This is a genomic window from Phormidesmis priestleyi ULC007 (assembly GCF_001895925.1).
GTDB classification, from domain to species: Bacteria; Cyanobacteriota; Cyanobacteriia; order Leptolyngbyales; family Leptolyngbyaceae; genus Phormidesmis_A; species Phormidesmis_A priestleyi_A.
Genome location: NZ_MPPI01000024.1, coordinates 1 through 23,936, shown reverse-complemented (window position 1 = coordinate 23,936; position 23,936 = coordinate 1). Strand labels below are relative to the sequence as shown.

Sequence of the window (23,936 nt, the reverse complement as noted above, 5' to 3'; positions counted from 1 at the left end):
CGACTCAGGCTATTTTTCGAGATTCCTACTCAACTTCAGGGGTGACTCGATGATTGTTTGACGCATGCAGCAGCGCTCTCAGGTTTTGTGGCTCGACGTGGTTGGGTGCCTGTTTGCGCTCAAAACTCACGGGCTGATTGGTAAAGCGAGGCAAGATCTCTCGACAAAACGCCTCAGCAGCCTTTGATCGATAGCGATTTGGGTTAATGATCACTGACAGCATGCGTTTCACCACCACATCGTTAATTTTTGCCCGATGCAGCATTCCCATTTGCAACTCTTTCTCGATCGCTGAAACCGACACAAAAGACGCGCCTAACCCGGCTTGCACTGCATTTTTGATGGCTTCGATCGAGTTGAGTTCCATCTCAATCTTGAGGCGGCGGGTTTCAATTCCACAGCGAGTCAGCACCTGATCGATCACCTTGCGGATCGTTGATTGAGAATCTAAAGCGATGAATTGCAGCCGATATAAATCATCTTTTTGAATCACTTCAGTTCGCGCTAACGGATGCAACGTGGGTAGAATCAGGGCGAGTTCATCCTCCGCGTAAGGAATAATCTCTAAGGAATCTTGCAGTTCGGGAGAAATCTCGCCGCCGATGATTGCCAGATCAATCTGACCATTTGCCACGCTCCAAGAGGTGCGCCGCGTCGAATGCACATGCAACTGCACGGCTACGTCAGGATATTGTTGCCGGAACATGCCAATCATGCGCGGCAGCAAATAGGTTCCGGTCGTCTGACTTGCGCCGACGATCAGAGAGCCACCCTGAAGGTTTTGCAAATCTTCTAACGCTCGGCACGTTTCTTGACAGAGGGTGAGAATCTTCTCTCCATAATTGAGGAGCAGATGTCCAGCTTCGGTCAATTGCGCTCGTCGTCCGCCACGATCGAACAGCGGCACATCTAGCTGCCGTTCTAGATTTTGAACTTGCAAGCTCACGGCAGGCTGCGAGACGTAGAGGCTATCAGCCGCACGCTTAAAGCTTCCTTCGCTGGAAATCGCTTTAAGAATGCGTAACTGATCCAAAGTAAACGGAAGGTCAGACATACGGCTAAACCTAAAATGTGTAAGAGCTTCAAGTAAAAATTAGCTCAGTAAAGCAAACGATTAGAGAGCAAACTGTCAAGAGAACGTGGAAGCGGTCAGTACACGGCACAGACCGTTACGATTTATAGAATCTCCTTAAATGCAAGATGTGACCCAGATCGTACAAAAACGTAACGTGAAGAATTTATGAAACAGCAGGAAATCAGATACTTCCTGAATTTACCAGGAATTGCGGGCGTTGCCCTAATGGATGGGCGATCGCGATCTTTCCTGAGTGACATCCGTTGCGCTTTAATTTTCGGTAAAGTGAATATTTAGAATGCGGTTGCGGAAATCCTAATCTCGGTTCTCAAACCCAACGTGTTGTAGATTTTCTAAAGACCAGTTCTGGTAGTAGTTTGTTTCTTTCAACTGCCTGGAGGCAACCCTCAACCCTTTAATTGGCTGCACCGTTAAATTGATGTAAGGTTCTTGCCGCGTCCGAACTCCCTGAACGTTGAAATCATCTGCGGGATGCCCACCAAACACGACTAGCTTTAAGGGAGCAAGCCTCTCATTGAGATTTGCAACCAACTGAGCAACCTGATTAACACTCAACGCTGCAACGTCTGGGGAGATAACCAGCATTACTTCATGGCAATCTTTAGTATAAAATTCTTCAATTATGTACATCAGTTCAGCGTTAAACGCTAGTTCAACGGCTCGAAGCGGCAGCACTTGATAGAGGATTTTGTTCTGGAGCCTAGCTCTTTTGGCGAAAGGGCAAATGGGCAGTCCTCCAAATATTGAGTGGGGTTTCTCTAGAACGGATTCTAAATATTGGATCATGTGACTGACAATCTCGTCAGTTCTTTCCTCAGACCTACTATTCATCTTGAGATTTTCTCTTTGTTTCAGTCGATTTAACAGCTTCAACTTGGCTCGAACGATCGCATTAAAGCCAAAACCATACTTTTAGGACTTACGCAAACCTCGGAGGTTTTAACCCAAGATTCAGACAACGAATCAGTAAGCTGCATCAATATGGCTGGATTGCTTTGGGCATTTGCCTAGTAATGCGGAACGTAAACTACGCAATTATGCAATATAACGTCTACTTAGTTGCAGGAAGCCTTTCATATTGTGCGATCGCGAGATTAGTGAATAGGCTGGAAAGCCAGGTTCTTTAGAGCTAGGAAATCTCTGCACCATCGATTTTCAACCAATCTCTGAGATCGAAGGATTTCCTGAAGCCCGAAACCTCTCTAAGCAGCCTGTAAGCTGATAGTGAGCACTCTAGTTTCTATTGTCTTCCCATGTTTTACGACTGGCTTACTCCTAGCCACTTTATTATCTTTGGGCTGCTAGCTGGGTTTGCGATCGCCCACAGTGGTCTAGCAGCGTTGCGTCCCTGGGCTGAAAAACGCATCGGTGCCCGCCTCTATCGAGTGGTGTTTGCTGTGGTTAGCCTGGGCATCGCCGTTCCCATGATTATCTACTTCTTTAATCATCGCTATGACGGGTTAACGCTCTGGAATGTGAAAGGCGTTCCGGGTGTTGAAGCGATCGTGTGGGTTCTCTCGGCGATCTCGTTCTTTTTCCTCTATCCGGCGACGTTCAACCTTTTAGAAATTGCCGCGATTCAAAAGCCCGAAGTCCATCTTTATGAGTCGGGAATCATTCGCGTGACTCGACATCCCCAAATGGTTGGGCAGGTGATTTGGTGCGTTGCTCACACTCTATGGTTGGGAACGACTTTTACACTCGTGACTTCGATCGGACTAATCCTGCATCATTTATTTGGGGTTTGGCACGGCGATCGGCGGTTGCAGCTCCGTTATGGTGATGCCTTTGAAGCGGCAAAAGAACGGACATCAACGATTCCTTTCTTGGCAATTCTGCAAAAACGTCAAACTTTTGAGGGGAAGGAATTTTTTCGCCCTTCTTATTTAGGAGTCACCGCATTTATTTTTCTACTTTGGTGGGCGCACCCAACTTTAATTGATGCAACTAGCCGTGTAGCCTGGTAGGATTGATCCCAAAGCAATAGTAAACACTTATTTAATTAAACAATGATGCGATCTGTCATTGGTGAGCAGGTATTTGTAGAGGAAGTTCTGGAATCCTCATCGCCTGTCCTCGTTCATTTTTGGGCACCTTGGTGCAGCGTGTGTCGTTTAATTGAGCCAGCGTTAGCAAAACTGCGATCGGATTCGGGTGAGCAGGTTAAGCTCATCGGAATCAATGCAGATGAGAATCTAAAATTAGCAAGCAGCTATAGAATTACCACCCTGCCAACTGTTTTACTGTTTCAGGGAGGTAAGCTTTTACATCGGCTAGACAGCTATCAAAACCGTGAAGAGTTGCGAACCGTCCTTCAGGAGGTCATTCCGACACAAGCCAATACTTGAGTCGATTGGATGACTATTTTTTAAAGAGAAGGGAGATCACCCGCGATCTCCCTTCTCTTTTATGGGGACTCTGCGACGATCGGCAGAGATTTTTCTGTTCAATTCGCTTTAGATTCTTAAGACAACCCGACTCTTTTGCCTGTCTTCCTGTAGATGTGTCTATAAACAAATTGGAAATACTATCCCGTAAAGGCTTGAGTCATAACCCAGCCTTACAAGTTTGGGCGAAGGGTTTATCATTTTCTCCTAAATTGACTACCCTGGATAGTAAAGAACCTTAAACTAGGCGTGAGTGATGGAACCGATTTATCAGTATGCCTGGCTAATTCCCGCCTTGCCCCTAGCAGGCGCGATGATTGTTGGTCTTGGGCTGATCTCATTTAACAAAGACACCAACCGTCTCCGACAGGCAAACTCCATTTTCATCGTGTCGCTTTTGGGTGCCGCGATGACCCTCTCTTTTGCCTTGTTTTGGAGCCAACTCCACGGGCACGAACCCTACACTCAGATGTTTGAGTGGGCAGCCGCCGGAGATTTTCATTTGTCAATGGGTTATGTCATTGACCCCTTGGCATCGCTAATGCTCGTGATCGTGACAACTGTAGCGTTTTTGGTGATGGTCTACACCGATGGCTACATGGCGCATGATCCCGGTTATGTTCGTTTTTATGCGTATCTGAGCCTATTTAGTTCCTCAATGCTAGGGTTGGTGATCAGTCCAAATCTGGTGCAGGTTTACATCTTCTGGGAACTGGTGGGCATGTGTTCTTATTTGCTGATTGGCTTCTGGTTTAACCGCAAAGCTGCGGCAGATGCCTGTCAAAAAGCGTTCGTCACAAACCGAGTCGGTGACTTTGGTCTACTGCTCGGCATTTTGGGACTTTATTGGGCAACCCGCAGCTTTGAGTTTGATGTAGTCGGAACGCGGCTCCAAGATCTGGTGGCATCTGGTGCCATTCCTGGAGCGATCGCCGCCCTACTCGCAATTTTGGTCTTTTTGGGCCCGGTCGCAAAATCGGCGCAGTTTCCCTTGCACGTCTGGCTTCCTGATGCGATGGAAGGTCCGACCCCCATTTCGGCTCTGATTCACGCTGCAACGATGGTGGCGGCTGGAGTCTTCCTGATTGCTCGAATGTTCCCGATGTTTGAAGGCATTCCGTCTTCAATGACGGTGATTGCCTGGACGGGAGCGTTTACGGCATTTTTGGGAGCCTCGATCGCCATCACCCAAAATGACATCAAGAAAGGCTTGGCCTACTCCACCATGTCCCAACTGGGCTATATGGTGATGGCAATGGGCGTGGGCGCTTACAGTGCGGGTTTATTTCACCTGATGACTCACGCTTACTTCAAAGCTATGCTGTTCTTGGGTTCTGGCTCTGTGATCCACGGCATGGAAAGCGCCGTAGGTCATGATGCTGCTTATGCTCAAGACATGAGAATGATGGGCGGATTGCGAAAGTATATGCCGATCACCTCTCTAACCTTTTTAGTGGGAACTCTGGCAATTTCTGGAATTCCGCCGTTTGCAGGCTTTTGGTCTAAAGACGAGGTTTTAGGAGCCACATTCGCCGCAAACCCAGTGCTTTGGCTGATTGGCTATCTAACGGCTGGGATCACCGCCTTTTATATGTTCCGAATGTACTTCATGACCTTTGAAGGCAAGTTTCGGGGCAATGATGCCGCAGTCAAGCAGACGATTCGCAACGAGCAACTTCAGGCGATGGGGTTGGCATTCGGTCCCGGAGCGATGGACCCTAGAGAGTTGACAATGGAAGCTGCTCACGAGGAGGAGGTTCACAGTGACGATCATCACGGTCATGACCCTCACGAATCACCCCTGACCATGACGCTGCCGTTGTTGATTTTGGCAGTTCCTTCAACCTTGATTGGTCTGGTTGGCACCCCATTCCACAATTATTTTGAGGCGTTTATTCACGCGCCGGGTGAGACCGTGCAGCTTGCCGCAGAAGCCGGACAAGAAACGCTATCTGAGTTTTATGTGATGGCAGGTAGCTCAGTCGGCATTTCGCTGATTGGGATCTCGATCGCCACGCTAATGTACTTGCGGCACAAGATTGACCCTGGCGCGATCGCTGCGAAAATTCCCTCTCTCTATCAGCTCTCAAAGAACAAGTGGTATATCGACGAGATCTACAACGAACTCTTTGTCAAGGGCAGTCGTCGCTTGGCCCGCCAAGTTTTAGAAGTCGATTCCAAGGTGGTAGATGGAGTGGTCAATTTGGCAGGTCTGGCTACACTGCTGACGGGTGAAGGTCTAAAGTATCTTGAAAATGGTCGCGCCCAATTTTATGCGCTGATTATCTTCGTTGCGGTGCTGGGTTTGGTCGTCTTCTCTGGCATAACTTAAAGACGGATTGAGGGATCGGCGATCGATAACGGTTCGCTGATCCCTCAACCTATATCAAAGAACAATTAGCGAAATTCTTGAACCAGTCATCACTAAACCTTAAAAACTAGAATGCTAACGGCAGATTTTCCCTGGCTGACCACGATCATTTTGTTTCCGATCGCAGCCTCTCTCTTGATTCCGATCATTCCAGATAAAGACGGCAAAACTGTTCGCTGGTACGCCTTAACGGTAGGGTTGCTCGACTTTGCCCTGATCGTCTATGCGTTCTATACCCAATACGATTTTTCTAACCCAGATTTGCAGCTTGTTGAGAGCTACCCTTGGGTGCCGCCACTCGATTTGAACTGGTCAGTCGGGGCAGATGGTTTATCGATGCCTCTGATTATTTTGACGGGGTTTATCACTACGCTGGCAATTTTGGCGGCTTGGCCCGTGACTTTTAAGTCAAAGCTGTTCTATTTTTTGATGCTGGTTATGTATGGCGGACAAATTGCGGTGTTCGCGGTGCAAGATATGCTGCTGTTCTTTCTGTCATGGGAGTTGGAGCTAGTTCCGATCTACTTTTTGCTGTCGATTTGGGGCGGGAAAAAGCGTCTCTATGCCGCCACAAAGTTTATTCTCTACACAGCGGGGGGATCGCTGTTTATTTTAGTTGCTGGACTGGCAATGGCATTCTATGGCGGAGAGGTGACGTTTGACTTTCGATCGCTCGCCGCAAAAGACTATCCCCTGGTTTTCCAGCTTTGGATCTACGCCGCGTTCTTAATTGCCTATGCGGTCAAGTTGCCGATCATTCCCCTACACACCTGGCTTCCTGATGCTCATGGAGAGGCAACGGCACCCGTTCATATGTTGCTGGCGGGAATTTTGCTCAAAATGGGCGGTTATGCCCTGATTCGGATGAATGCCGAAATGCTTCCGGCGGCTCATGCAACCTTTGCCCCAGCCCTGGTGGTTTTAGGCGTTGTGAACATTATTTATGCCGCGCTAACCTCTTTTGCTCAACGTAATCTGAAGCGTAAAATTGCCTACTCTTCAATCTCTCATATGGGATTTGTGCTGATTGGGATCGCTTCATTTACCGATTTAGGCTTGAGCGGTGCGGTGCTGCAAATGGTTTCTCATGGCTTGATTGGAGCGAGTCTATTCTTCTTAGTCGGCGCGACTTACGATCGCACTCACACCCTAATGCTGGATGAAATGGGCGGAGTCGGCAAACAAATGCCCAAAATTTTCTCGATGTTTACGGCCTGTTCTCTCGCGTCTCTGGCACTGCCGGGAATGAGCGGATTTGTAGCTGAATTAATGGTGTTTGTAGGCTTCGCAACCAGTGATGCTTATAGCCTTACTTTCCGCATCATCATTGTTTGTTTAGCGGCGATCGGCGTGATTCTAACCCCGATTTATCTGCTCTCAATGCTGCGAGAAATCTTCTACGGACCTGAAAACAAAGAACTGACTTCTCACGAAGTTTTAGTAGACGCAGAGCCGCGTGAGGTCTTCATCATCGCTAGTTTGCTGATTCCTATCATCGGAATCGGCTTATATCCTAAGCTATTAACTCAGATCTACGATTCTAAAACGATCCAATTAACCGCTCGGCTTCGAGATCAGGTGCCCACACTGGCGCTTCAGCAAAGCCAGAAACCTGTTGCAATGAATTTCAGCGAACCTGTTCAGGCACCAGCCATTCGCTAGACCTTAACAAAATCCCAACAAAGAAGGCAGGAAGTATTCATTTACCTCCTGCCTTCTTTGTTGATCATAAATTCCCGTAGGGGCATGGCACGCCGTGCCCCTGTTTTCTAAGCATTCCCAGTGGTTAAAACCGAGTCAGTGGGCAAGCAGAGCAAATTATCGCCCTGAGTGCGAATCATGCCTTTTTGACGCAGTTTGCCCATCAGTCGAGTTACCGTAACTCGCGTAGACCCGATCGCGCTGCCAATCTGAGCGTGGGTGAGCGGAAAGGGTAAACAATAGCCTTCATCGGTTGGCTCACCATACTCTTCGATCAGCAAGGTGAGGAAGCCCAGGAGACGGTCGATCGTGCGACGCTGCCCCAGAGTGCTTAACCAAAGGAGTTTACGCTGGTGCTGATAGCGGAATGCATCTAACACTTCGCGGCGGAAGTGAGGCCAGTTGTCTAAATCGTGCCAATACATCCACACTACTGAGGTTTGATCGACGTGAGCATAGCTCTGCAAAGTAAATGGAGACTGTGCCACAATCTCAAAGGGTTGACCTGTGCCCACAAAGCCCAAGAAGGCTTCCTCTGGACTGATGCGAGCCAACCGCGTAGCACTGGTTGCATTGACTTGGGCAGTGCCGACCAATCGAACAGCACCTTTTTGAACCAGGTAAAGCAACCCTGGACGGGTTGGAATTTTTTCATCTTTGCTGAAAGAGCGCACCCGATAATGTTCTTGTGCCCAATCGATAATCCGTTGCCAGGTTAGAAAAGGACGGGACGCTTCAGAATTTTGTTGGGGAGATACTGAGTACATAAGTTTAGTCGAGAACAATGTGAGGACTTTGACAAGTGCTGAACAGTCAGCGAAACCGGAACATTGACTCAATCCTCAAGCAAACCAGGATGGAGACAGGGTAAGAGAAATTTATATGCTTTTAATAGTCTTCTTGGCATTTTCACTGATGTATCCATAAACAGAAACCCATTTTCCCGATTCGCAGAGTCTCAGTAATTGTATTTACTCACCGTAAATACCACTAGTAAAACTTGAGGATTTTCAGTCGAAACTAATCTCGTCTCAGAGCATCAACCGTAAATACCATGAATTGTAACTTACCTGAGATTACTTATCCAATGTTTCGCACATTGTTACTGGTCAAACTTTGTGAAGTAATCTACCCTCAGGCAGATGTTACTGTAAAAAAAGTATCTGCGGTTACGAATCAAAACGATTTTGATTCTTCTAAAGTTAGCCTTTTATTGAAATCGACCCCACTCAAAAGGGTGAAGAATAATACGTTTACTATTGTTTACCAGTCTGCGATCGCCCTCCAGCTTTCCTCAGTGTTACGGAGAAATTCTTTAGAACTAGCGTATCAAATTTTAGGTGAGTTCCAGCAAGAAAGCGTAAATTTTTGTCAAGAGGATTCAACGATTGCTCAGTGTATTCTCAGTGATTTTACGGGTAAGGCATTTTCTTCTGGCTTGCTTCAGTTTGAGTTGGGCGATCGTGGCTTGTCAGTTTGGTTACAGTGCCTAATGAAGCCGCCATTGCCAGCCAACTCAAGCGACTCAATCCCGCTCTTGACCTCACTGAAAAAGCCATTTGTTCAAGCCTTAGAAGATAGCGAACCGTTGTTTGTCTGTCAACATAGCCATGCTCGCTGCTGTTCGCTGCTGCGTCTTGCCCATGAACCAGTCATGACTTTAAATCGCTTAGAGACTGACGCTCTAGACGATTTCTGGATGGTTCTTAAGCCTGATCCGATTCCCTGGTTAACGCCTCAGGGGCAGTTGTGCCTCACGCATCGAGCAGAACGGGCATTGATTTCTCAACTGGTGACGATCGTCGATAATCTCTCTAATCTGTTGACAAACCCGCGATCGTGTCTAAAGTCTGCACTTGCACTCAGTCACGCCTTTCAAACCTTTTATAGAGCTTGTCGAATCCTTGAGTTAGCGTCACCCTCTTCTCTAGAGCGCTCCCAGAGCAGACTAGGTTTAGTAATGGCAACTCAGCGGTTATTGAGGCACTTGCTTGAAGTCGGACTAAACGTCAAGGCACCGCTTGCTCTTTAAAACGACATAGGAATGTCATGAGAGCGTCATAACTTATTCTTATGTAGTAATAGGATGACAAACTCAGACATCTCGGCTAAATTGTTGGAGTGTGAGGAGCGAACCAGCAAGAGTGCCGAGACGAAACACGGTCAGTCGTCGGCGCTCTTTCTGATTTTAAAGCTCATAGATTCGCCAATCAGCGCTAAAGCACAAACTCCTCAATCGCGGCGGCGGCTCCATCAAGCTCTACACTAGGAGCCACCCACTGAGCGATCGCTTGCACCGCTTCGGGCGCGTTGCCCATTGCTACCCCGACTCCAGCATATTCAAGCATTTCTACATCGTTGAAATTGTCGCCGATCGCCATCACGTTGTCTGCTTTCAGCCCCAGCACGTTTTCGGCCAGATAGCGGACGGCTGCTCCTTTATTGGCAGCAGGGTTAGTGGCTTCAAAGAATGTGGCAACCGATTTTGTCAGATAGAGTTCGGCAGGTGTGTATTGAGTTTGAAGTGAGCCGAGCAACTGGTCAATCAAGTCAATATCATCGCTGAGTGCTAAAACTTTAGTCGGTTCGGTCGAGAGCGTACAGCGCAGATCGCCAACTGCAATTGGCTGAATGCCCGATCGTTCTGCATAAGCTTTCGTTTCGGGCGTAATCTCACGCACATACAGCTCGTCATTGATATAGAAGTGAACCGAGAGCAGCGATCGCAGGTCTGGTCGCTCGAAATAATCCAGCAAACTCAACACCTGTTCTCTAGGCACTGACCAGTGACGATCAGGCTTCTCAGAGCTAGGATTTTGCACCCACGCGCCTTGATAAGCAATTAATGGCAGAGTCGAGCCGACCTGTTGGTGAAAACGCAACGCCGATCGAAACATTCTTCCGGTGGCGATCGCCACCTGCACTCCTTTTTTTTGTGCGGCGCGGATCGCCTCTAGTACAGGTTCACGGATATCATTAGATTTGCCTGCGATCGTGCCATCAATATCTAATGCCAAAAGGCGAATGTCTGGTTTAGTTGACCCCGCGAGGTCTGAGGCAAATTGCTGCATAGTAACTGTTCTCTTTCTCAATTTTTCTAGTATGCGGGTGTCCGTTCCAGCCCCGTAAACTGCATTAGAAACGCAATCAACCAGCGCCTAAGAAAATCACCTAATTAATTTTCTTTCATCTTCGCAATTAGTGATTCAGGAAACAGGTTTCGTGGTAATTTGGGGGTCATGGCTGAAGTTAGAAATCCCCGTGGGGTGAGTCGTCAGGTTTTATTTGTTACGCTCTGGCTAACGCTGCTGGTGTTAGCCATAAAAGTATGGGCAGGTTGGGCAACCCGATCGCTGAGTCTCCTTGCAGAAGCTCTTCATACTGTAATTGATAGCTTCAGCACAGTTCTCAGTTTGGTGGCGGTGGCGGCTCCTCATCGCATCTCAGGTAGAGAAGTCTGGGGGCATGGTCAGCTCGAAACTACTTTAGCGCTACTACTATCTGCTGTTTTAGGATTTGCCTGCTTTAGCCTGTTGGGGCTGTCGGTTCAACAGCTTGGGGCAACTCAAGCACTGCCCGCATTACTGCCTGTCAAAATGTCGCTGCCGTTGATTGGGCTGCTGACGATCGTGTTTCTAGCTAGTTTAGGGTTGGCATATTTTCAAAAACGTTTAGCCAAAACTCTGGAGAGTACGGCGCTGCGAGTCAATGCTAATCACGTTTTGCAAGATGCTTGGCTGACCCTAGTGGTGCTGATTGGACTAATCGGCATTTGGAGAGGCTATCGCTGGCTCGATCCACTCATGGCGATCACGATGGTTTTGACGGCTGTGGTTAGCTGCTGGCGAGTATTTAACTGGCAATTGCCGATGATGATTCGGCAAACCGCGATCGCACCAGAAGCAATTTCTCAACTCGTTCGACAAGTGCAGGGCGTGACCACCTGTTACCAGATTCAATCGCGTGGAATTGTGGGTCGTCAGGTGTTAATTGAAATGCGGCTCGTGCTGCATCCCGAATTTATCGGGGCAACCCAGTGGATCATGGAACAGATCGAAGCCACTATTCGAGAACACTATGGGCCCGTGCATGTGTTGATGAAAATTGATGACGATCGCGATGAGTTGCATCCTTCTGACCACAAGCTGCGATCGCAAAACCCCAGTCGAGAATTGGACTGGAACTAGAGAAGCGTTACCCTGATTACTATTGCTCTTAACTTGCAGTCATTCGCCCAACTTTAACTCATGACCTCTGATCCCACGACAGAATCAAAGACTCCGATCGCTGCTGAACCGTCATCAAAATTAAAAGCGCTGTGGGAAAACCTCCAGATTCTGGTTGTTGCACTGATTTTGGCGCTTTTAGTCCGGGCATACGTGGCAGAACCTCGTTTTATTCCGTCAGATTCGATGGTGCCGACTTTGGAAGTGGGCGATCGCTTAGTCGTTGAGAAGATTTCATATCATCTCCATCCGCCTGAGTTTGGCGACATTGTGGTGTTTGATCCGCCCCCTCAGTTACAGCGACAGGGATATAAGAAAGATCAAGCATTCATCAAGCGGATCATTGGGCAACCTGGACAAACGATCGAGGTTAAAAACGGTCAGGTTTTCGTTAATGATCAGCCGCTTCAAGAACCTTACATTGCAGAATCACCGAGCTATATTATGAAACCCGCACTGGTTCCTGAAGGGACGTTTTTTGTGATGGGCGATAACCGTAACAACAGCAACGATTCTCACGTTTGGGGATTTTTGCCAAAGGATAATATTATCGGTCGGGCTTGGCTGCGGTTTTACCCCTTCGATCGCTGGGGCAAAGTTAGAAGCTGAGGTAGTGCATTAAATTAGTCGTAAGTTGGCTCGGCAAAGACAACCGTTTCTGCAAGTCAGCCAAATTTTTGTAGGTGCCATTCGTCGAACGATTTTGAACGATCGTCCGTGCTAAAACAGGCTTTATTCCTGGAATTTGTCCTAATGTCTCGATCGAGGCGGTATTAGGATTGACTCGCTGAATTAGATAGAGGCTTTCAGGTGGATAGTAGCAAAATTGCAAGATTGATTCCAGAGGTTTAAGCCGCTGAATTGAAAGCCCTAACGCGGCGGCGATATCTTCAACGCAGTAAAACTGCACTCCTGAGTTAGAGAGTTGAGTCAGCATTCGGGCTTGATGGATCGATAGCCCCGGCAGCCTCAGCCAGTCGTCTATAGTCGCTTGCTGTACGTTAATATGAATGCCTAAAGAAACCGCTAACCGAATCTCGTCTAAAGACTGAAAGCGGTAGTAAGGATCGTTGCGAATGCGCGATTTAAGAGAACGCCCCTGCAACTTCAATTCAGATAACCAGTTCAAAAAAGCCATCCAAAATCGCCCTAATGAATGCGATCGAGCAATTGCCGCCGCTTTTGCTCAAACTCATATTCTGTAATTAATCCATCTTGCCGCAACTGATCTAAATGGCGCATTGCATCAGCGATCGCCACCACTTTTTCAGCAACCACAGGCGCACTTTTGCTGATCATCCCTGGTTCTGCTAGTTCGTCATTAAAGTTTTGATCAAACTCATCGGAGTCTTGAATCAAATACCAAACTGCCTCGATGACTCCGGCGATCGCAGCGATGGGAGTTGTTGCAAACAAGATATATAAAAGCCCCCACCATTTTTGCCCCAGATAAAATTTGTGTAGCCCGACTAAATGCAGCGACACACCAAAAAATGGGAGCGGTGCAACTCCTGCTAGCGCTAGTATTGCGGCAACTTTTCGATTCTTCGGCTTCCTTAACATCTCAAGCGTTAATTCTCCGGCTTTTGCTGACATAGAGAGACTACATTGAGTACAGTAGAGTTTAGACTTCCAATAGATATCTGCTAGAAGTTCCTCGCATTAGGGTCGCTGCATCTATACGTCTTTAATTGACACTGACTACCCACCTACCCGCACGTCAGTAAAATCGTTCGTCTACGCTTGTGTAAACAGGTCTGTCTCAGTATAGATAATACAGGCGTTTCTTAAACTTCTAGAGTGCGACGAACGTTTGAAATAAATTTGTTTGATGGTTAAGGACTGACGATTGATGACCCCTTCCTTCTCGCCAGACTGGTTGAACAAATTGTCAGATCCCTATGCCGTGTTGGGAATCTCGATTGTGGCAGACGATCGACGAGTGCTAAAACGGTATCGATCGGTTGCCAAAATTTTGCACCCTGACAGCTATGGGGCAACCGATCCCGCGATCGCAGAGCTTGCGACCCAGATGTTTGCTCGGTTAGTCAGCCCTGCCTATCAAACCGTCAAACAAGAAAAAGGACGCACCGAAGCGGTGGCAATGCTGCGGTTTAAAGTGCGAAAACTAGTGCGAGAATCGGCTTTGGTGCCTCAGAGTGAAGCGGCACGAGAGTTAATGCGAAAGCCCGTGCAAGAAGCTGATGTCTTTTATGAACAAGCGATCGCGAAGTTAGCGGAGGTTCAATATCAACCGCTAGATCACTTTGAAACCATTACCCAGCAGATCAGTGAGCTAAATCTGGTCTATCTACAGTTAAAGATGGGCGATGTGTTCTTCACAGAAAAACGGCAAGGTGTAGTCGCTGTTTCTCCTGAAATCCCCTCTCCATCGGTTAACCCATCTGCTAATTCTGAATTCGTTCAGCCTGATTATGCTCGTCGTCACTATGAGCGATCGCAGGAATATGTGAAGCGAGAAGAATGGACACAGGCAATCTCAGAGTTAAAAGATGCCGTAAAAATGCAGCCCAACAAGGCAGAATATCACGCTTTATTGGGCTATTCATATCTCCGCCAAAAAATGATGGGCATGGCGAAAGCTCATATTCGTCGGGCACTTGAGCTTAACCCTCAAGATCCACTAGCCTCAAACTTAGCACCCAAACTTAAACTGGATGGATCAGTCCCATCAGGTTCGCCTTCAACTTCTAAACCTCCCAGCAAAGAAGAAAAGCGAGGAGGACTGTTTGGAATTTTTCGTCGCCAATCGTAGAGACGGTAGTGGAAACACTACTTAACTGGATCAAGTCACTGACTTAAAATGATAGTTATTAGCTGATATTAAAGTTTTTAGCCAGCCGAAACATTCAGGCAATGAGAGCGATGGGATTTTTTGATTCTGAAATTGTTCAAGAAGAAGCGAAGCGATTGTTTGAAGACTACCAATCTCTGACCCAGTTGGGGAGTAGTTATGGCAAGTTCGATCGAGAAGGCAAAAAAATGTATATCGAACAAATGGAAACGATGATGGATCGCTACAAAGTGTTCATGAAGCGTTTTGAGCTATCAGAAGACTTCTCAGCCCAAATGACGGTCGAGCAGCTTAAAACCCAACTCGGTCAGTTTGGCATCACGCCCCAGCAAATGTTTGACCAAATGAACATAACCCTGGAGCGGATGAAAAGAGAAGTCGATTGACACTCCTCGACCTAAAGGTACGAGGATTCTTGGCTCAACGAAACCACTTAAATTAGATTCCTTGCAGTCTCTAACCCAGAGGTGGGATTCTCCCCAAGCGTTAATTTGGGTATGCCCTACCCTATTTGCGCCATCGCAAGTCCTGTTTAGTTCTGAAGCGTATGCCTCAAAAAAACTGATTCTTACTGAGTTGCCTGCGACGGGAAACCCGCCCTGGCGCACTGAGCGCTCGTCTAGCTCCTCTAAATCTTTTACCTGCTGCGAGGTGGAAACTAGAACAATGCAGTAGAACCGCATAGATTTAATTGTCAAGCGCTCAGCTCTGTAGGAGGGTTTCCCTCCGTAGGGGACTGAGTAAGAAGGTGCAGCGTGTCTTTCGACGACAAGGTTTTTTAAGTGGTTGATTACCTTCTCCACTACAATTAAAATACCACACATCGAGGTAGTTTGATTGTGTCGAAGCCAGAAATATTTGTGACGTTTCGCGTCACCCAGGAGGAGAAAGATTTGCTGAAACAATATTGCGAACAATCGGCAAGAAATCAAACTGATGTTTTAAGAGAACTCATTCGATCTCTAAAACGACGACTGAAATGATGACTCTGTGGCTGAAGCAGCGCTCAGACCTGAAGGAGGGTTTCCCTCCGTAGCGCCTAGCCCTGAAAGCGGGGTTCCCGCTGTAGCGCTCAGTGCTGAAGACGGGTTTCCCGTCGCAGGCAACTAAGTAAGAAGGGGACTGAGTAAGCAGCCACGCGGGAACCCGATTCTTCATCCCCGTCGTAAACGAGCAGGGCTTTAACGGTTCCCGAACCCTCCGTTCCGGTAATAAAACACAAACCTCCGACTTCTCTAAGAAATCGGAGGTCTAGAGGTCAAGGACGATCGAATTCTGATGCGGACTTAAAGTTCTCAACGGGCACCCCTTGCAGGGCTTGTTGCATATAGTCACGCCAGATCGGTGCCACAAAGTGACCGCCCGTTGCCCCATAGCCGAGCGGTCTATAGTCGTCGTTGCCGACCCAAACAGCAGTCGCAAGCTGAGGCACATAGCCCACAAACCAAATATCTCGCTCAGAGGATGTGGTGCCTGTTTTTCCGGCGGCGGGGCGACCGATTTGGGCGGCTGTAGCAGTGCCTCGTGAGATCACACCCTGAAGCGTATCGTTAAGAGAAGCCGATGCCCACGAATCGAGAACCAGTCGCGGTTTAGGGGTGTTGTCTAGCAGGATGTTTCCACTGCTGTCTGTGACCTGCACGATCAGGGTGGGTTCAGAATACCAGCCGTTGCTGGCGAAGGTGGCATACGCGCCTGCCATTTCTAGCGGGGTCAGGTCAACGGCACCTAAAGGCAGGGAAATCACTGGGTCGATCGGACTCTTAACCCCAATGCTGCGGCAAATTTCCACAATTTTGTTTAATCCCACTTCTTGCCCCAACTTCACGGCAGGGACGTTGCGCGAAATTTCTAAAGCTTTGCGGATGGTAATTGCTCCCGCAAAACTGCCATCATAGTTACGCGGAGAATACATCTCGTAGCCGTCTGGGTAGCTGACTGGCGAGTCGTAAACAGTAGAATCAGGCGTATATTTGCCCGATGCAAAAGCAGCATAGTAAACAAACGGCTTAAATGCAGAACCTGGCTGTCTTAACGCTTGGATAGCTCGGTTATATTGGCTCTTTTTGTAGTTGATGCCGCCGACCATTGCTTTGATGAAGTGCGTGCGGGGATCAACTGAGACGATCGCCATCTGGTCAGCATAGACCCCTTGATAATTAAGCGTCTGAATCCAGCGTCGAGCCGTGTCTTCACCAATGCGCTGAAGTTTAGAATCGATCGTGGTTTGAATTCGCATTCCGCCTTTAAGAACGGCATCACGTCCAAATTTCTTCGTCAACTCTTGCACGACAGCATCGGTTACATAAGGCATCTCGCTCGACTGAAAGGAGGTTCGCTTACCAAGCTTGATCGGCTGCTTTCGGGCAGCGGCTTCTTCTTGAGGCGTAATCCATTTCAGCTCTACCATGCGGTGCAAAACTTCGTGCTGGCGACGAGTTGCGGCTTTGATGTCCACTAAAGGACTGAGGGCTTCAGGTGACTGAATCAACCCTGCCATCATCGCTGATTCTGCCAGAGTCAAATCTGAGGCGGATTTAGAAAAATAGGTTTGGGCAGCCGTCTGTACGCCGTAGGTGTTGTGTCCCCAATAGACTTGATTGAGATAGAGTTCTAGAATCTGGTCTTTTTTGAAGATCTGCTCGATTCTCAGCGCTAAAACAGCTTCAGCAATTTTGCGGCTAAAGGCACGTTTGGGCGAGAGAAATAGGTTTTTCACCAACTGCATGGTCACGGTTGAGCCACCTTCAACCGTGCGTCCGTGGTTAAAGTTTTGGCTAAATGCTCGTGCCACCGCCCCTACGTTTACACCCTGGTGCGAGTAAAAATAGCTGTCTTCGATCGCAATCACCGCTCGTTTTAAGTGCGGAGAAATCTTGTCAAGCGTCACGACTTCGCGGTTGGCTTCGCCGTGGATGCTGGCAAGCTGCTTGCCCTTAATGTCGTAAATATGGGTCGTTTCACTGGGCGTATAGGTTCGCAGCACCCTGACATCTGGCAGGTTCCGAAAGCTGATGGCTAGACCGACCAACCCGCCTGCGACGATCGCACTGGTGAGCATGGTCAGCCCTAACAAGCTGCCTCCTGTGACCTTGCCGACCGTCTGCACAAACCGGAGGGCAGAATTAGGGTCTTTTTGTTGATTTTGTCTAAGGGTGTTTACCGCCACGACGCTCTCTCTTTATAAAAGGGTGAAAGATTTCTTAAGAACTAATTTCTAGAAAAGGCTTGAAGACGTAAAGCCTACATTAGATTTTCGCTAAAGCAACCTTAGTAGGATAGTGGACACTTGAGAAAGTGAACCAAGTTTATGAATAGGATTTAGAGTAGACGCGAGTTTCCTGAGTCGAAGCTGACCTTAACTAGAGTAGGCTGACTAATGAGAATCTGAATTCTAGCAAGTCTGCATATCATAGCGGAATGAAATCGTTAACCTAATTTTTTGTCGATCGCGAACCGTATGTCAAACTCCTTCCCCTGGCTACATTGGGGCAACCCCGAAATTTTCCCCAATCAGCCTGAGTCTAAAAACCCGAATGAAAATCTAGAGCAACGGTTGACTCAGAGCAATCGCCCCTTACGAATTAAGTTAGGCATCGATCCGACGGGCACTGATATTCATCTGGGTCATAGTATTTTATTCCGAAAGCTGCGATCGTTTCAGGATGCGGGTCACACGGCAGTTGTGATTATTGGTGACTTTACGGCTCGAATTGGCGATCCGACAGGTAAATCAGAAGTTCGGAGACAGTTAACCGAAGAACAAGTTGCTGCCAATGCCGAAACCTATCTCAAGCAGGTGCGTCCTATTTTGGATTTTGACACACCCGGACGGTTAGAGGTTCGCTATAACTCTGAGTGGTTATCAAAACTTGACCTCCCTAAAACGCTAGCGCTCTTGGCAACGATGACGGTCGGGCAGATGCTTGCCAAAGAAGGATTTGCGGAACGCTATAAACAAGGGACAGCGATTTATTTGCATGAGTTCCTTTATCCTCTAATGCAGGGGTATGATTCGGTAGCCGTTCAAGCTGATGTTGAGTTAGGCGGAACCGACCAGAAGTTTAACCTGGCAGTCGGACGAGATTTGCAGAAACACTTTGGGCAAACGCCGCAGTTTGGGCTGTTGATGCCGATTTTGATTGGGACAGATGGCGTTCAAAAAATGTCAAAGTCGCTCGGCAACTATGTCGGGTTGTCGGAAGATGCGCTGAGTATGTACTCGAAACTAGAGAAAACTCCCGATACGCTGATTTTGCAATATTTTGAGTTGTTAACCGATTTATCGTTGGATCAATTGCCAGAAGGGGCGCGCGATCGTCAGAAACTTCTCGCCCTAGAAATCGCTTCCCAATATCACGGCAGGGAAAAAGCGCTAGAAGCTCAAAAAGCAGCCAGCGAACTGGTTCAGGGCGGTACGTCTAAGACCGATGTAGTGCCAGAATTCTCTCTGGGATCGGCGCAGTTTCCCGCCAAAGTTTTCTATCTGGTCAGTGCCAGCGGTCTGTGTAAAACTAGCTCTGATGCCCGTCGCCAAATTCAAGGCGGTGCGGTCAGATTGGATGGCAACAAAATCGAGCAGGTCGATTTGATCTTTGAGTCTCCTGATGATCTGATTGGCAAAGTTCTTCAGCTTGGCAAGAATAAATTTGTGCGATTTGTACCTTAACTTCTATGTCCGTTTCTGATTGCATTATTGTTCCGCTTGACGTTCCTTCTGAATTAGAGGCGATCGCGCTGATCGAAAAACTTCCGCAAGTCACTTTTTGGAAAGTCGGGCTGGAATTATTTGTCAGTAGTGGCCCCTCAATTTTAAAGATTCTCAACGATCGACAAAAGCGTATTTTTTTAGACCTCAAGTTTCACGACATTCCGAATACGATCGCGGGAGCTTGTGCCGCCGCCGCTCGATATGGAGTCGATTTAATTACGATTCATGCAACTTGCGGAAAAGAGGGACTGCAACACGCGCAATCCGCAATGCAAACCAGTGCAGAACAAGCAGGTTTACCCGTCCCGAAACTGATTGCTATTACACTGCTCACCAGCATTTCTTCCCGCAGTTTGGCATTTGAGTTAAAAATTCCGTTAGAGTTGCCAGAATATGCGCTGCACATGGCGCTATTGGCACAAGCAAGCGGATTGTCGGGGGCGGTCTGTTCGCCTCAAGAAGTAGCACAACTGCGACAAAGCTGCGGTGATGATTTTACGTTAGTATGTCCGGGGGTCAGACCCACTTGGGCAGAAGTTGGGGATCAGAAGCGGGTCATGACTCCTGCGGCAGCGCTCAAGGCGGGCGCTAATTATTTAGTAGTGGGTCGTCCGATTACGGCGGCCGATGATCCGGTAAGAGCGTTCGATCGTATCTGTGAAGAATTGAGCTAGACCGTGAAAAAACTTCTAACGATCGGGCTGAGTATCATTTGGTCATTGGGTAGCTCGATCGCAACCTCCCATGCACTTTCGGCAAAACCTGTGAGCGTCAAGCGTCGTATCTGTCCAGCAGAGGTCGAGCCATTAGTAGCGCTGATGCTGCGAGATTTGCCAAGCTATGCCAATCGGGTAATTGTGCGATCGCGCACTCGCTACCCGGCGATCTCCTCACTCAACTCAATCATCACCGCAGGCAGACCCGAATTTGTGCCCTTGCCCCTCGCTCCTAGCATCGCCTCAACGATTCCATCCCCCCAAAACTCGCCGGATTTGCGTCAGGTTTTTATGACAACTTTAGAGCGTCAAGGTACGGCAGGCACCACGATCGAGCTTCAACAGTTTCACTGGCTGTTTTTGACCAAAACCGACCGGGGTTGGCGGTTAGCCTTGATGTTTACCCGCACCGGCTCGGCTTCCGCAGGGCAAATCATTACGCCGCCGAGAGAAAGCAGTCAGGGCACGATCGGGCAAGCTGTGCAGACATGGCTCAGAGACTGCAATGCCGGATCAGTGCGGTCTTAAATCAATTTCAGTTAAGATTAGCGTCTTGATCGTACCTGTTACAAATTGATGCCGTTAACCGAGAAGCAAATTAGAATTCTGCAAGCGATCGACGATGGAAATATCACAGGAGACAGCATCGCGCAAGCCCTCGAAACTTCGATGCAAATGCTTCGATATTATCTAGATACGATGGCAGAAGATGGCTATCTAAAAGCGGCAAAAGTTTTTGATAATAAGACAAAAGAGTTTCAAATCGTTCGAGCCTATTTGACCGAACAAGGAAAAGCTGCCCTCGATCAAACAGTCTCAAAGCAATCTGATCAAACTCCTAAAATCGCTCAAATCCCAAACAATCTTGAAGTCGATGTTGACAAAAGCTTTGCTGAAGATATTACTGAAATTCTTAAATCTTTAGATCTGTTGCGAGAATTTGTAGAGAAACTTCCAGAAGCAAGACGTGAACTCGCGATCGTTTATCTCGAAGATCTGCAAGCCGAAATCAAAATTGTTTATCGGCGCAAGCCTCAAAGAATTAAAGCTTACTTTCTAGCGGTGTTGAGTATGATGCTTCCGATCGTCAAACAGATCGATAACGCCACTGACTTTCTTGAACACATAAAATTTCTGTCTAACAAGTTAAATATTTCTGTGAAGTTACCATCGTTGTAATCATGACCATCTCACCGTCCTTTCAGAGTGTTCCATAATGAAATACTTTAAGCAGTGTTGCTGAATGACGGTATGAATCGCCCTCATCCCCAGAAGAAGGGAGCTAGAATTCTTGTCTCCTCTCCCAGCAGGAGAGGGCTAGGGTGAGGGCCATTAGTTGCACATCGCGTCAAATTTGAATAATTAATTTTGAATGGTTGGATTATTGGTGGCTTCGCGTTTCAACTGCGCTTTAATAAAGGGGATTTTGGGTGATAGAAAATAGCCAACTAAGCTTGCAAATAATATTGGAGTAAAGGGCGCAAATCCTGTGAGTTTCGTGAGTAATAGCGTCGTGCTAATGGGCGTTCGTGTGATGGCAGCATTCAACGCCGCCATCGTGGTGATCATTGCCAAAACTGGGTGCGCTCCTGGAACAAAGCTTGAGAGCGCTTTGCCCACACAAGCTCCGGTAAAAAACAACGGAATAATAAATCCACCGCGCCACTCTCCTTGAACCGTCACGCTGACTGCCAGCATTTTTGCGATCGCAAGTGTAAGCAATCCACCTACACTCATTTGCGTCATCACAATTTCATTGAGTTGTTCGTGCCCGAAATAGCGCGTTAGCGGAAACAACAACGCCAATCCGCCTAAGATGAGTCCGGCAAGTGTTGTCCGAATATAAATCGGCATAGAAACTTGCTCAGATACCCAAGCACACCCTCTAAAAATATAAATAAAAATCCAGGCTGTGATCGCCCCTGTTAAGCCAAACACGATCGCGAGTAGATAGTCATCAACATGGTCAATTTGATATTGAGGAAAATTCCAGGTTGGGCTGATTCCTAAGTGAGTAATCACAACGAATACAACATAGCTTGCACAACTTGAAACCACAGCAGGCAGAATCGCTTCATAATATTCGACGACATGCTGATGCTGCAAGATTTCCAACGCAAAAAAAGCCCCGCCCAAAGGCGAACCAAACAACGCAGTAAAGCCGCCTGCCATTCCTGCAAGACTTAGGGTTCTCAGCGAATCTCCTGTGAGGTGCAAGCGATCAGCAACCCATGTTCCCAAAGAACCTGTGATCTGAACCATTGGCGCTTCAGGGCCCAAACTGCCGCCCGCCGAAATGCCAATCAACGAAGCTAGAATCATCGCAGGATTTTCTCGCGTCTCAATTCGCCCACCGCGAGAATGAATGTTATCGACAATAAAGCTAAGTTCGCCAGGATCGCCTAAAAATTGAATCACAAGCCCGATCAGGAAACCTGCGATCGTCATCACTGCGACTAGGCTAAGACCCTGAAAGGTACTCAAAAATTGCGTGAGATATTCAAGAACATGCCAATAGATGCCAGCGAGTAATCCACTCCCAACCCCGATTGCAACCCAGCAAAGCAACCAACGGGACAAAGTTAATGGATTACGTTCTGTCAAAGCTGACAACCGGGCAAACACCCGTTTGGAGTATTGATTGGAACCGGGTAACTGAGGTTTGGGACGCAATTTTGAAAGCTCGAAACAGCTTTAGAACGATATCAGGTTTGATTTTGTTCTAACAGCAATCGTTAGAGTGATTGTGAACAGAAAATCCAAACCCTATCAATTCTCCCCTCCAATAGTGATCCGAATTGTTAGGATTCTGCACGAATCTCGTCTAGCTTCGATCGCACTGCCTGAATGTCTTGCCACATCAACCATTTGGGGCTTCCCTGATCGCGCGACTGATTTCGCAGCAAATAAGCAGGGTGAAAGATCGGCATATACATCCGTCCGTCTCGCTCAATCCACTGACCGCGAACTTTGGTGATGCCTTGCTTAATGCCCACTAAATTCTTCATTGCCGTCGCCCCGGTCAGCAAAATAATTTTAGGGTCAACCAGGCGAATCTGTTCGAGCAAATAGCCCTTACAGGCTTCGGCTTCATCAGTGGTGGGAGTCCGGTTTTCGGGTGGGCGACACTTCACCACGTTGCAGATGAAGACATTTTCCTCAACGGTTAGCTTCACCGATTCTAAAATTTTGTCTAATAGCTGTCCCGATTTGCCCACAAACGGCAGTCCGGTTTCATCCTCTGTTTGTCCTGGGCCTTCGCCCACAATCATAATCGGGGCATTCAGGTTGCCTCGCCCGACGACTGCATGAGTTCGATTTGCGCCCAGGTCGCAGCGATGGCAATGGTTGCAGTGTTTGCCCATCTGTTCCATTGTCTGATAAGTGCCGATCGGAATCGGAATCTTGGCAGTCGTCGGAATTAAATCGGGGTCAAAATCTTTTGGAATCTCCTTCAGGGCGGCTGGCTCTGAGCTTCCTAAATCAAATAAACTAATCTGTTCTTCGTTAACCATGAATTGGCAGGCAGGACATTCTCTCTATAAATTCTAGGTTGAAACCTTAAAGTTGAGGGCGATCGCAGAAAATAGTTTTGAGCCGAGTCATCCAACCCAATCAAATCAAACGAATGGCATCATAAAGAAAAGCCGTTGCCTCAGACTGGAGGACGCAATGACCCTTTCTCAACTGTTTCAAGGTGGAAACGCGACGATTTTTGTCGATCGCCACGATGCCGGAGAAAAGCTGGCTCAAGCTGTGCTAACCGAAGCTCAAACCCTCCCAGAATCTACAAGGTTTGTGGTCTATGCCCTGCCGCGTGGGGGTTTGCCAGTGGCAGCGCCAGTGGCTCGTGCGTTGGGCTGTCCGCTTGATGTCATCGTTGCCAAAAAAATTACGCGTCCTGAGAACTCAG

At 47.8% G+C, this 23,936-nt stretch carries 22 protein-coding genes and 1 pseudogene; 14 read left to right on the top strand and 9 right to left on the bottom strand.

What is annotated here, in order from left to right; all coding sequences use genetic code 11:
- Positions 1 to 25: 25 nt before the first annotated feature.
- Together BRW63_RS18050 and BRW63_RS18045 are read right to left on the bottom strand one after the other, a co-directional pair.
- The gene (locus BRW63_RS18050) at positions 26 to 1,054 is read right to left on the bottom strand and encodes a LysR family transcriptional regulator (protein WP_073073636.1); all 1,029 of its coding nucleotides are present in this window, start codon (positions 1,052 to 1,054) and stop codon (positions 26 to 28) included.
- Positions 1,055 to 1,390: 336 nt separating this feature from the next.
- Positions 1,391 to 1,927 (bottom strand): hypothetical protein, encoded by a 537-nt coding sequence (locus BRW63_RS18045; RefSeq protein ID WP_073073634.1) that lies wholly within the window; start codon positions 1,925 to 1,927, stop codon positions 1,391 to 1,393.
- Positions 1,928 to 2,349: 422 nt separating this feature from the next.
- Here BRW63_RS18045 and BRW63_RS18040 point away from each other — a divergent pair, with 422 nt between their 5' ends.
- The 4 genes from BRW63_RS18040 (at position 2,350) to BRW63_RS18025 (ending at position 7,516) form a co-directional block, all read left to right on the top strand.
- Positions 2,350 to 3,063 carry an NnrU family protein gene (locus BRW63_RS18040; RefSeq protein WP_073073633.1) on the top strand — a complete coding sequence of 238 codons (714 nt, stop codon included), beginning with the start codon at positions 2,350 to 2,352 and terminating at the stop codon, positions 3,061 to 3,063.
- 42 nt (positions 3,064 to 3,105) lie between these two features.
- Positions 3,106 to 3,444, top strand: a complete 339-nt coding sequence (locus tag BRW63_RS18035; protein WP_223257425.1) for a thioredoxin family protein — start codon at positions 3,106 to 3,108, stop codon at positions 3,442 to 3,444.
- A gap of 295 nt (positions 3,445 to 3,739) precedes the next feature.
- Positions 3,740 to 5,815, top strand: coding sequence for an NAD(P)H-quinone oxidoreductase subunit 5 (locus tag BRW63_RS18030; RefSeq protein WP_073073629.1), 2,076 nt, complete (start codon positions 3,740 to 3,742; stop codon positions 5,813 to 5,815).
- A gap of 111 nt (positions 5,816 to 5,926) precedes the next feature.
- Positions 5,927 to 7,516 (top strand): NAD(P)H-quinone oxidoreductase subunit 4, encoded by a 1,590-nt coding sequence (locus BRW63_RS18025; RefSeq protein WP_073073628.1) that lies wholly within the window; start codon positions 5,927 to 5,929, stop codon positions 7,514 to 7,516.
- A gap of 107 nt (positions 7,517 to 7,623) precedes the next feature.
- Here BRW63_RS18025 and BRW63_RS18020 read toward each other — a convergent pair whose 3' ends face one another.
- On the bottom strand, positions 7,624 to 8,322 hold the full coding sequence (locus tag BRW63_RS18020; RefSeq protein WP_073073626.1) for a Crp/Fnr family transcriptional regulator: 699 nt from the start codon (positions 8,320 to 8,322) through the stop codon (positions 7,624 to 7,626).
- A 470-nt stretch (positions 8,323 to 8,792) separates the two neighbouring features.
- Here BRW63_RS18020 and BRW63_RS18015 point away from each other — a divergent pair, with 470 nt between their 5' ends.
- Positions 8,793 to 9,587 (top strand): DALR anticodon-binding domain-containing protein, encoded by a 795-nt coding sequence (locus tag BRW63_RS18015; protein ID WP_181314394.1) that lies wholly within the window; start codon positions 8,793 to 8,795, stop codon positions 9,585 to 9,587.
- Between the two features lie 184 nt (positions 9,588 to 9,771).
- Here BRW63_RS18015 and BRW63_RS18010 read toward each other — a convergent pair whose 3' ends face one another.
- Complete coding sequence (locus BRW63_RS18010; protein WP_083583049.1) at positions 9,772 to 10,626, bottom strand: Cof-type HAD-IIB family hydrolase; 855 nt, start codon at positions 10,624 to 10,626, stop codon at positions 9,772 to 9,774.
- 168 nt (positions 10,627 to 10,794) lie between these two features.
- On the opposite strand from BRW63_RS18010, the gene BRW63_RS18005 reads away from it, so the two are divergent.
- Positions 10,795 to 11,742, top strand: a complete 948-nt coding sequence (locus BRW63_RS18005; protein WP_073073622.1) for a cation diffusion facilitator family transporter — start codon at positions 10,795 to 10,797, stop codon at positions 11,740 to 11,742.
- A 60-nt stretch (positions 11,743 to 11,802) separates the two neighbouring features.
- A complete protein-coding gene (gene lepB, locus BRW63_RS18000; RefSeq protein ID WP_073073620.1) occupies positions 11,803 to 12,390 on the top strand; it encodes a signal peptidase I in 588 nt (195 codons plus the stop codon).
- Here the strand turns inward: lepB and BRW63_RS17995 are convergent.
- Together BRW63_RS17995 and BRW63_RS17990 are read right to left on the bottom strand one after the other, a co-directional pair.
- Positions 12,380 to 12,919 (bottom strand): ComEA family DNA-binding protein, encoded by a 540-nt coding sequence (locus BRW63_RS17995; RefSeq protein ID WP_073073619.1) that lies wholly within the window; start codon positions 12,917 to 12,919, stop codon positions 12,380 to 12,382. The genes lepB and BRW63_RS17995 overlap by 11 nt on opposite strands.
- 11 nt (positions 12,920 to 12,930) lie before the next feature.
- Positions 12,931 to 13,377: an SHOCT domain-containing protein gene (locus tag BRW63_RS17990; RefSeq protein ID WP_223257424.1), complete on the bottom strand. Its 447-nt coding sequence runs from the start codon at positions 13,375 to 13,377 to the stop codon at positions 12,931 to 12,933.
- A gap of 256 nt (positions 13,378 to 13,633) precedes the next feature.
- On the opposite strand from BRW63_RS17990, the gene BRW63_RS17985 reads away from it, so the two are divergent.
- Both BRW63_RS17985 and BRW63_RS17980 read left to right on the top strand, forming a co-directional pair.
- Positions 13,634 to 14,557 (top strand): J domain-containing protein, encoded by a 924-nt coding sequence (locus BRW63_RS17985; protein ID WP_073073617.1) that lies wholly within the window; start codon positions 13,634 to 13,636, stop codon positions 14,555 to 14,557.
- Positions 14,558 to 14,667: 110 nt separating this feature from the next.
- Positions 14,668 to 14,982, top strand: a complete 315-nt coding sequence (locus BRW63_RS17980; protein WP_073073616.1) for a DUF1825 family protein — start codon at positions 14,668 to 14,670, stop codon at positions 14,980 to 14,982.
- Positions 14,983 to 15,854: 872 nt separating this feature from the next.
- Here the strand turns inward: BRW63_RS17980 and BRW63_RS17970 are convergent.
- Positions 15,855 to 17,765, bottom strand: coding sequence for a transglycosylase domain-containing protein (locus tag BRW63_RS17970; RefSeq protein WP_073073614.1), 1,911 nt, complete (start codon positions 17,763 to 17,765; stop codon positions 15,855 to 15,857).
- Between the two features lie 291 nt (positions 17,766 to 18,056).
- On the opposite strand from BRW63_RS17970, the gene tyrS reads away from it, so the two are divergent.
- Genes tyrS through BRW63_RS17950 form a run of 4 tightly spaced genes read left to right on the top strand, consistent with a single transcriptional unit; the run spans position 18,057 to position 21,202 of the window.
- Entirely contained in the window at positions 18,057 to 19,265 is a 1,209-nt protein-coding gene (gene tyrS / locus BRW63_RS17965) for a tyrosine--tRNA ligase (RefSeq protein ID WP_073073613.1), read from the top strand.
- Positions 19,266 to 19,270: 5 nt separating this feature from the next.
- Positions 19,271 to 19,981, top strand: coding sequence for an orotidine-5'-phosphate decarboxylase (gene pyrF / locus BRW63_RS17960; RefSeq protein WP_073073612.1), 711 nt, complete (start codon positions 19,271 to 19,273; stop codon positions 19,979 to 19,981).
- Between the two features lie 3 nt (positions 19,982 to 19,984).
- Positions 19,985 to 20,551 (top strand): hypothetical protein, encoded by a 567-nt coding sequence (locus tag BRW63_RS17955; RefSeq protein ID WP_073073611.1) that lies wholly within the window; start codon positions 19,985 to 19,987, stop codon positions 20,549 to 20,551.
- 48 nt (positions 20,552 to 20,599) lie between these two features.
- Entirely contained in the window at positions 20,600 to 21,202 is a 603-nt protein-coding gene (locus BRW63_RS17950) for a hypothetical protein (protein WP_073073610.1), read from the top strand.
- A gap of 183 nt (positions 21,203 to 21,385) precedes the next feature.
- Here the strand turns inward: BRW63_RS17950 and BRW63_RS17945 are convergent, their stop codons facing one another.
- Both BRW63_RS17945 and BRW63_RS17940 read right to left on the bottom strand, forming a co-directional pair.
- A complete protein-coding gene (locus BRW63_RS17945) occupies positions 21,386 to 22,696 on the bottom strand; it encodes a chloride channel protein (RefSeq protein ID WP_073073609.1) in 1,311 nt (436 codons plus the stop codon).
- A gap of 128 nt (positions 22,697 to 22,824) precedes the next feature.
- Entirely contained in the window at positions 22,825 to 23,538 is a 714-nt protein-coding gene (locus tag BRW63_RS17940) for a uracil-DNA glycosylase (protein WP_073073608.1), read from the bottom strand.
- 157 nt (positions 23,539 to 23,695) lie between these two features.
- On the opposite strand from BRW63_RS17940, the pseudogene BRW63_RS17935 reads away from it, so the two are divergent.
- A pseudogene (locus BRW63_RS17935) lies at positions 23,696 to 23,936 on the top strand (phosphoribosyltransferase); the annotation flags it as partial.

Bases quoted from the DNA above. Each gene is read 5' to 3' on its own strand.
- BRW63_RS18050 (WP_073073636.1), bottom strand. From the start codon at position 1,054: ATGTCTGACCTTCCGTTTACTTTGGATCAGTTACGCATTCTTAAAGCG.
- BRW63_RS18045 (WP_073073634.1), bottom strand. From the start codon at position 1,927: ATGAATAGTAGGTCTGAGGAAAGAACTGACGAGATTGTCAGTCACATG.
- BRW63_RS18040 (WP_073073633.1), top strand. From the start codon at position 2,350: ATGTTTTACGACTGGCTTACTCCTAGCCACTTTATTATCTTTGGGCTG.
- BRW63_RS18035 (WP_223257425.1), top strand. From the start codon at position 3,106: ATGATGCGATCTGTCATTGGTGAGCAGGTATTTGTAGAGGAAGTTCTG.
- BRW63_RS18030 (WP_073073629.1), top strand. From the start codon at position 3,740: ATGGAACCGATTTATCAGTATGCCTGGCTAATTCCCGCCTTGCCCCTA.
- BRW63_RS18025 (WP_073073628.1), top strand. From the start codon at position 5,927: ATGCTAACGGCAGATTTTCCCTGGCTGACCACGATCATTTTGTTTCCG.
- BRW63_RS18020 (WP_073073626.1), bottom strand. From the start codon at position 8,322: ATGTACTCAGTATCTCCCCAACAAAATTCTGAAGCGTCCCGTCCTTTT.
- BRW63_RS18010 (WP_083583049.1), bottom strand. From the start codon at position 10,626: ATGCAGCAATTTGCCTCAGACCTCGCGGGGTCAACTAAACCAGACATT.
- BRW63_RS18005 (WP_073073622.1), top strand. From the start codon at position 10,795: ATGGCTGAAGTTAGAAATCCCCGTGGGGTGAGTCGTCAGGTTTTATTT.
- lepB (WP_073073620.1), top strand. From the start codon at position 11,803: ATGACCTCTGATCCCACGACAGAATCAAAGACTCCGATCGCTGCTGAA.
- BRW63_RS17995 (WP_073073619.1), bottom strand. From the start codon at position 12,919: ATGGCTTTTTTGAACTGGTTATCTGAATTGAAGTTGCAGGGGCGTTCT.
- BRW63_RS17990 (WP_223257424.1), bottom strand. From the start codon at position 13,377: ATGTCAGCAAAAGCCGGAGAATTAACGCTTGAGATGTTAAGGAAGCCG.
- BRW63_RS17985 (WP_073073617.1), top strand. From the start codon at position 13,634: ATGACCCCTTCCTTCTCGCCAGACTGGTTGAACAAATTGTCAGATCCC.
- BRW63_RS17980 (WP_073073616.1), top strand. From the start codon at position 14,668: ATGGGATTTTTTGATTCTGAAATTGTTCAAGAAGAAGCGAAGCGATTG.
- tyrS (WP_073073613.1), top strand. From the start codon at position 18,057: ATGTCAAACTCCTTCCCCTGGCTACATTGGGGCAACCCCGAAATTTTC.
- pyrF (WP_073073612.1), top strand. From the start codon at position 19,271: ATGTCCGTTTCTGATTGCATTATTGTTCCGCTTGACGTTCCTTCTGAA.
- BRW63_RS17950 (WP_073073610.1), top strand. From the start codon at position 20,600: ATGCCGTTAACCGAGAAGCAAATTAGAATTCTGCAAGCGATCGACGAT.
- BRW63_RS17940 (WP_073073608.1), bottom strand. From the start codon at position 23,538: ATGGTTAACGAAGAACAGATTAGTTTATTTGATTTAGGAAGCTCAGAG.